Origin of the sequence: Streptococcus sp. 2106 (genome assembly GCF_013277315.1) — a bacterium.
Classification (GTDB): Bacteria; Bacillota; Bacilli; order Lactobacillales; family Streptococcaceae; genus Streptococcus; species Streptococcus pseudopneumoniae.
Map to the genome: position 1 here is coordinate 1 of NZ_VMMS01000009.1, position 6,844 is coordinate 6,844.

A 6,844-nucleotide genomic window follows, 5' to 3' on the forward strand; every position below is an offset into this window, starting at 1 on the left:
ATACAGATGGCGATGGCTTCACTGATAAAGAAGAAGTAGAAAAAGGATCAGATCCAAAAGATCCAGCATCTACTCCAGACACTGTCGATACAGATGGCGATGGCGTCACTGATAAGGTAGAAAAAGAGGCAGGATCAGATCCAAAAGATCCAGCATCTACTCCAGACACTGTCGATACAGATGGCGATGGCGTCACTGATAAAGAAGAAGTAGAAAAAGGATCAGATCCAAAAGATCCAAACTCGAAACCAGAATCTAAACCAGTAGATCCATCAACTAAAGATACAGATGGCGATGGCTTGACTGATAAGGAAGAAGTAGAGAAAGGAACAGACCCTACTAAAGCCGATACAGATGGCGATGGCTTGACTGATAAGGAAGAAGTAGAGAAAGGAACAAATCCGAAAGATCCAAACTCGAAACCAGAATCTAAACCAGTAGGTGCATCAACTAAGGATTCAGATAGTGTTAAAGATCCATCAGTAACATCGGTTAAAGATCCAAGCAACTTGACTGATGCAGAAAGAGCTAAGGTAGCCGAAGAAGTTAAGAAATCTAACCCAACTGCAACAGATGTTAAAGTAGGTAAAGATGGAACAATAACTGTAACCTTCCCAGATGGCTCAACAGCAGTAATTCCAGCAGCTAAAGCAGTTGAGAAAGCTAAAGATGCAGATAGTGTTAAGGATCCGTCAGCAACACCAGTTAAAGATCCAAGCAACTTGACTGACGCAGAAAAAGCTAAGGTAGCCGAAGAAGTTAAGAAATCTAACCCAACTGCGAAAGATATTAAGGTAAACAAAGACGGATCAGTAGTTGTAACCTTTGAAGATGGTACTACATCTGTTATTCCAGCAGATAAGACAGTCAAGAAATCAGATAGTTCAGTAGCAGTTAATCCAGCTACCAACCAAGATTCACCTGCTCAAGCACCAGCTGAGAAAGCAGGAGCGAAAGAATTGCCAAATACTGGTACAGAACAATCTAGCGCTTCACTTGCTCTAGCACTTCTTGCAGCAGCAACAGGGGGACTCCTTATCGCGAAAAAACGCGAGGAAGAAGAGTAAGCAATTACTTTGATAAAATAATTCATAGGATAAACATTCTGTAAATTTAACGAAAATAGATTGGAACACTATGTTCTAGTCGCCCCCAAAAGGATAGCATCTCCGAGAGGAGATGTTATCCTTTTTTTACTAGTGAATCAAATGATATAGTGGATTGAATTTATAATAGTACGGTAAGCGCGTCATAACAAGGTATCTATCATTCATGGAGCTCCTCCTGTATACTATTCGTAAAGTAAAACTATTGGAGGATATTTTAATGCCACAACCTATTGTTCCTGTAGAGATTCCACAATCTCGAAATGATAGAAGAGCTTTTGGATAAGGTGTTGCTCTATGACAATTCATCTATCTAGCCTAGGGCAGGTCTATCTCGTGTGTGGGAAAACGGATATGAGGTAAGGTATTGATTCACTGGCTTATCTGGTTAAAACCCACTTTGAATTGGATCCTTTCTCAGGTCAAGTCTTTCTCTTTTGTGGTGGACGTAAAGACCGCTTTAAATCCCTTTACTGGGATGGTCAAGGATTTTGGCTACTATATAAACGCTTTGAGAGCGGCAGACTGACTTGGCCCAGTACAGAAAAGGATATCAAAGCTCTCACGCCTGAACAAGTAGACTGGCTTATGAAGGGCTTTTCTATCACTCCCAAAATAAATTCATCAGAAAGTCGTGATTTCTATTGAAAGACGGGCATCTGGTCCTTTCCAATAATCTAGCTGAACGCGCTATTAAATCATTGGTTATGGGACGGAGTAAAAGAGTCCAGTGGACTCTTTTAGCCTAAGAAAAACGTGGACTGATTTCGTGTTTGGATTATGACCTTGAACGACATGCGTTAAAAGTTAGTTGAACCGCCGTATGCCGAACGGCACGTACGGTGGTGTGAGAGGGACTAGAGATTATCCCCTACTCGATATTTTTTTTCGTATTTCATAAACATTTCATATTTGGGTTTTATAATATTCTTACAAATATGGAGGTGACAAATGAATCCAATCCAAAGAGCTTGGGCTTATGTCAGCAGAAAACGACTGAGAAGTTTTATTTTATTTCTGATTTTATTGGTCCTATTGGCTGGAATTTCAGCCTGTTTGACTCTGATGAAGTCCAACAAAACAGTGGAAAGCAATCTTTACAAATCACTCAACACCTCTTTTTCTATTAAGAAGATAGAAAATGGTCAGACTTTCAAGTTGTCGGACTTATCATCCGTGAGCCAGATTAAGGGACTGGAACATGTCTCTCCTGAACTCGAGACGGTCGCAAAACTAAAAGACAAGGAAGCAGTGAGTGGCGAGCAGAGCGTGGAGCGTGATGAATTGTCAGCAGCGGACAAAAACTTGGTCAGCTTAACGGCTCTTGAGGATTCATCCAAGGATGTAACCTTTACTAGCTCGGCTTTCAACCTAAAAGAAGGTCGTCACCTTCAAAAAGGGGATTCAAAGAAAATCATCATCCACGAAGAGTTGGCTAAGAAGAACGGTCTTTCACTTCATGACAAGATTAGCTTGGATGCTGGACAGTCCGAATCTGGCAAAGGGCAAACAGTAGAGTTTGAAATCGTCGGAATCTTCTCTGGTAAAAAACAGGAGAAATTCACAGGTTTGTCTTCCGACTTCAGTGAAAACCAGGTCTTTACAGACTATGAAAGTAGCCAGACACTTTTGGGCAATAGTGAAGCTCAAGTCAGTGCAGCTCGCTTCTATGTAGAAAATCCTAAGGAAATGGACGGACTCATGAAGCAGGTGGAAAACTTGGCCTTGGAAAGTCAAGGCTACCAAGTCGAGAAGGAAAACAAGGCTTTTGAACAAATCAAAGACTCAGTGGAAACCTTCCAAACCTTCCTGACCATCTTCCTTTATGGGATGTTGATAGCAGGAGCAGGAGCCTTAATTCTGGTTTTGTCTCTCTGGTTGAGAGAAAGGGTCTACGAAGTGGGAATTTTACTGGCACTTGGAAAAGGCAAGAGCTCGATCTTCCTACAATTCTGTTTAGAGGTAGTTTTGGTATCTCTTGGAGCTTTGCTTCCAGCATTTGTTGCAGGAAACGCAATAACATCTTACCTACTCCAAACCCTACTAGCAAGTGGAGATCAGGCAGCCCTACAAGACACGCTAGCTAAAGCAAGCAGTCTATCAACCAGCACCCTATCTTTTGCAGAATCCTATGTTTTTCTAGTTCTGCTTAGTTGCTTATCTGTAGCCCTTTGTTTCCTATTCTTATTTAGAAAATCGCCGAAAGAAATTTTATCATCTATTAGTTAAGAAGGAGAAATCATGACTTTATTACAATTACAAGACCTTAACTACCGTTATAAGAACACTGCTGAGGCAGTCCTATATCAGATTTAGAAAATCGCCGAAAGAAATTTTATCATCTATTAGTTAAGAAGGAGAAATCATGACTTTATTACAATTACAAGATCTTACCTACCGTTATAAGAACACTGCTGAGGCAGTCCTATATCAGATCAATTATCATTTTGAACCTGGGAAATTTTACAGTATTATTGGGGAGTCAGGAGCGGGGAAATCCACTCTCTTGTCCCTACTTGCTGGTTTAGATAGTCCTGTTGAAGGTTCGATTCTTTTCCAAGGAGAGGATATTCGTAAGAAGGGGTATTCCTACCATCGTATGCACCATATTTCCCTGGTATTTCAAAATTATAACTTGATAGATTATCTTTCTCCACTGGAAAATATCCGCTTGGTCAACAAAAAGGCAAGCAAGGATACACTGCTTGAGCTTGGTTTAGATGAAAATCAGATCAAGCGGAATGTTCTCCAGTTATCAGGTGGTCAACAGCAACGTGTTGCCATTGCTCGCAGTTTGGTCTCAGAAGCTCCAGTTATTCTAGCTGATGAGCCAACAGGAAATCTGGATCCTAAAACTGCTGGAGATATTGTCGAACTGCTCAAATCACTTGCCCAGAAAACAGGTAAATGTGTCATCGTCGTAACCCACAGCAAAGAAGTGGCACAAGCATCAGATATTACACTTGAGTTGAAAGATAAGAAACTGACTGAAACTCGAAATACTACGAAATAATACGAACTTTTTCTGTTCAAACTATAAAATAGAATAAAATCTAGAAAGGGAATCTATGTTACACAACGCATTTGCCTATGTTACAAGGAAGTTTTTCAAATCGATCGTCATCTTCCTGATTATTCTCCTCATGGCGAGCTTGAGTTTGGTCGGCTTGTCAATCAAGGGAGCTACTGCCAAGGCTTCTCAGGAGACCTTTAAAAATATCACCAATAGCTTCTCCATGCAAATCAATCGTCGCGTCAACCAAGGAACGCCTCGTGGTGCTGGGGATATTAAGGGTGAAGACATCAAAAAAATCACCGAAAACAAGGCCATCGAGTCTTATGTCAAACGTATCAACGCTATCGGAGATTTGACTGGATATGACCTCATTGAAACGCCAGAAACCAAGAAGAATCTCACTGCTGATCGTGCCAAACGTTTTGGAAGTAGCTTGATGATTACAGGTGTCAATGACTCCTCTAAAGAAGACAAGTTTGTCTCTGGTTCTTATAAACTAGTCGAAGGAGAGCACTTAACCAACGACGACAAGGATAAAATCCTCTTGCACAAGGACTTGGCAGCCAAACACGGCTGGAAAGTAGGGGACAAGGTTAAACTGGACTCTAATATCTACGATGCAGATAATGAAAAAGGAGCCAAGGAAACAGTTGAAGTGACAATCAAGGGACTCTTTGATGGTCATAATAAGTCAGCAGTAACCTACTCACAAGAACTTTACGAAAACACAGCTATTACAGACATTCACACTGCTGCAAAACTTTATGGATACACAGAAGACACAGCCATTTATGGGGACGCAACCTTCTTTGTAACAGCAGACAAGAACTTGGATGATGTTATGAAAGAGTTGAATGGCATCAGTGGTATCAACTGGAAGAGCTACACACTCGTCAAGAGCTCCTCTAACTACCCAGCTCTTGAGCAATCTATCTCTGGTATGTACAAGATGGCCAACCTCCTCTTCTGGGGTAGCTTGAGCTTCTCAGTTCTCCTCCTTGCCCTCTTGCTCAGCCTTTGGATCAACGCCCGTCGCAAGGAAGTGGGAATTCTCCTCTCTATCGGCCTCAAGCAGGCAAGTATCTTGGGGCAATTCATAACCGAATCTATCTTGATTGCTATCCCTGCTCTAGTTTCTGCTTACTTCCTAGCTAATTACACTGCCCGTGCAATTGGAAACACTGTCCTTGCCAATGTGACTTCAGGTGTTGCCAAACAGGCTAGTAAGGCGGCTCAAGCCTCTAACCTTGGTGGTGGTGCAGAAGTAGATGGCTTTAGCAAGACCTTGTCGAGCCTAGATATTTCTATTCAGACTTCAGACTTTATCATCGTCTTTGTCCTAGCCTTGGTTCTAGTGGTTCTCGTTATGGCGCTTGCTTCAAGCAATCTCCTTAGAAAACAACCAAAAGAGCTTTTGCTGGATGGTGAATAATACTGATGCTAGACTGAAAAATGAGGCTAGTAACTGAAAGTTTTAAAATGATACATGAAGCAGAAAGCAGTGGTGAAAATCATTGCTTTCAGTTGCTTTCTTTGTACTTTAGTGTTAAATATGATATACTAAAGTTATGGAATTTATTAGAAAGGGGTTTCGCAACTTATATATGGAATTGTGCATAAAAATCTATAGATAAATCTGTAGAAGCCTATCCATATCGCAAACATAGGCTAGTAGACCTAGGCAGGGTCTACCTTGGAAAATATAGAATAGTGAGGAAAAATAAATATTATGAGACAAACAAATGTTAGAGGAAGCTTATCCCTCCGTGGTTTTAGAAAATTAAGAACGGGTGCAATTGTTGCGACAGGTGTGATTCTACTGGGGCTAGGCTTTTTAGCTCCAACTGTATCAGCCAGTGAACAAGATGGTGTTTGGGTAGCCAGAACAGTTGAGGAAGTGAAAGCTGATATTTTAAATATAGACAATTTATCACACTACACAATTAAGTGGGGAGATACATTGAGTGCTATTAGTGGGGCAACAGGGCTATCTGTTGATAGTTTGGTTGAGATAAATCGTATTGCAAATAGAGATTTGATTTTTGCTAATAATAAATTGTATTTTAGCGAAGAGGCTTTTCTAAAAGATGGAAATACAGAAGTAAAAAGACAGCGAGTGTCGATTGATAATTCTGGTAGTCGTCAAAGTTATGAAGTTGAAACAAAAACAGATACTGTAACTGGTGAACAAAGGACTACTGTTAAACAAACGACACCAGTAGCTGTGGAAATCCCAGCGGCGTCAGCAGAGAAAGCTGAAGAGTCAGTATTGCCGGCATCGAAATCAGAAACCTCAGTCTCAGTTGCGCCAAAAGCCGAAACAAGATCAGAAACTTTACATGCTCCATCTGCAGATACTACAATTGAATCAGGGAACTCAACTGAATCAAGTCCAGTAGTAGACAAGGCCCTTTCAAATATAGGGACAACAAATCAACCTGTAGTTTCAAATCCAAGTTCTGAAGCGCCAGCACCGAAAGTGGAAGAGCCAATGGTATCAGAACCAAAATCGGAAGAACCAGCGACCCCAGCACCAAAAGTGGAAGAACCAGTGTCACCGGCGCCAAAAGCGGAAGAACCAGCAACACTGGCACCAGAAGTAGAAGAGCCAGCGACCCCAGCACCGAAAGCGGATGAGCCAACGGTATCAGAACCAAAAGCAGAAGCACCCGTATCTCCAGCACCGAAAGTAGAAGAGTCAACGGTATCAGAACCAAAATCA

6 protein-coding genes and 2 pseudogenes are annotated in these 6,844 nt (G+C 41.4%); all 8 read left to right on the top strand.

Features of this window, described 5'->3' with window-relative positions; genetic code table 11:
* On the top strand, positions 1-1,067 hold a 1,067-nt coding region (locus HT723_RS01150), incomplete at its 5' end, for an LPXTG cell wall anchor domain-containing protein (protein WP_172934461.1).
* A 414-nt stretch (positions 1,068-1,481) separates the two neighbouring features.
* A complete protein-coding gene (tnpB, locus tag HT723_RS01155) occupies positions 1,482-1,754 on the top strand; it encodes an IS66 family insertion sequence element accessory protein TnpB (RefSeq protein WP_275689904.1) in 273 nt (90 codons plus the stop codon).
* A pseudogene (locus HT723_RS01160) lies at positions 1,748-1,822 on the top strand (transposase); the annotation flags it as partial. The gene tnpB and the pseudogene HT723_RS01160, both read left to right, overlap by 7 nt.
* Positions 1,823-2,057: 235 nt before the next feature.
* Positions 2,058-3,335, top strand: coding sequence for an ABC transporter permease (locus HT723_RS01165; protein ID WP_172924898.1), 1,278 nt, complete (start codon positions 2,058-2,060; stop codon positions 3,333-3,335).
* A gap of 12 nt (positions 3,336-3,347) precedes the next feature.
* A pseudogene (locus HT723_RS01170) lies at positions 3,348-3,419 on the top strand (ABC transporter ATP-binding protein); the annotation flags it as partial.
* Positions 3,420-3,471: 52 nt separating this feature from the next.
* Positions 3,472-4,119: an ABC transporter ATP-binding subunit Vex2 gene (gene vex2 / locus HT723_RS01175; protein ID WP_061439180.1), complete on the top strand. Its 648-nt coding sequence runs from the start codon at positions 3,472-3,474 to the stop codon at positions 4,117-4,119.
* Positions 4,120-4,174: 55 nt separating this feature from the next.
* The gene (gene vex3, locus HT723_RS01180) at positions 4,175-5,554 is read left to right on the top strand and encodes an ABC transporter permease subunit Vex3 (protein ID WP_172934462.1); all 1,380 of its coding nucleotides are present in this window, start codon (positions 4,175-4,177) and stop codon (positions 5,552-5,554) included.
* A 297-nt stretch (positions 5,555-5,851) separates the two neighbouring features.
* A partial coding sequence (locus HT723_RS11370; RefSeq protein ID WP_240154929.1) for a LysM domain-containing protein occupies positions 5,852-6,844 on the top strand: 993 nt, incomplete at its 3' end.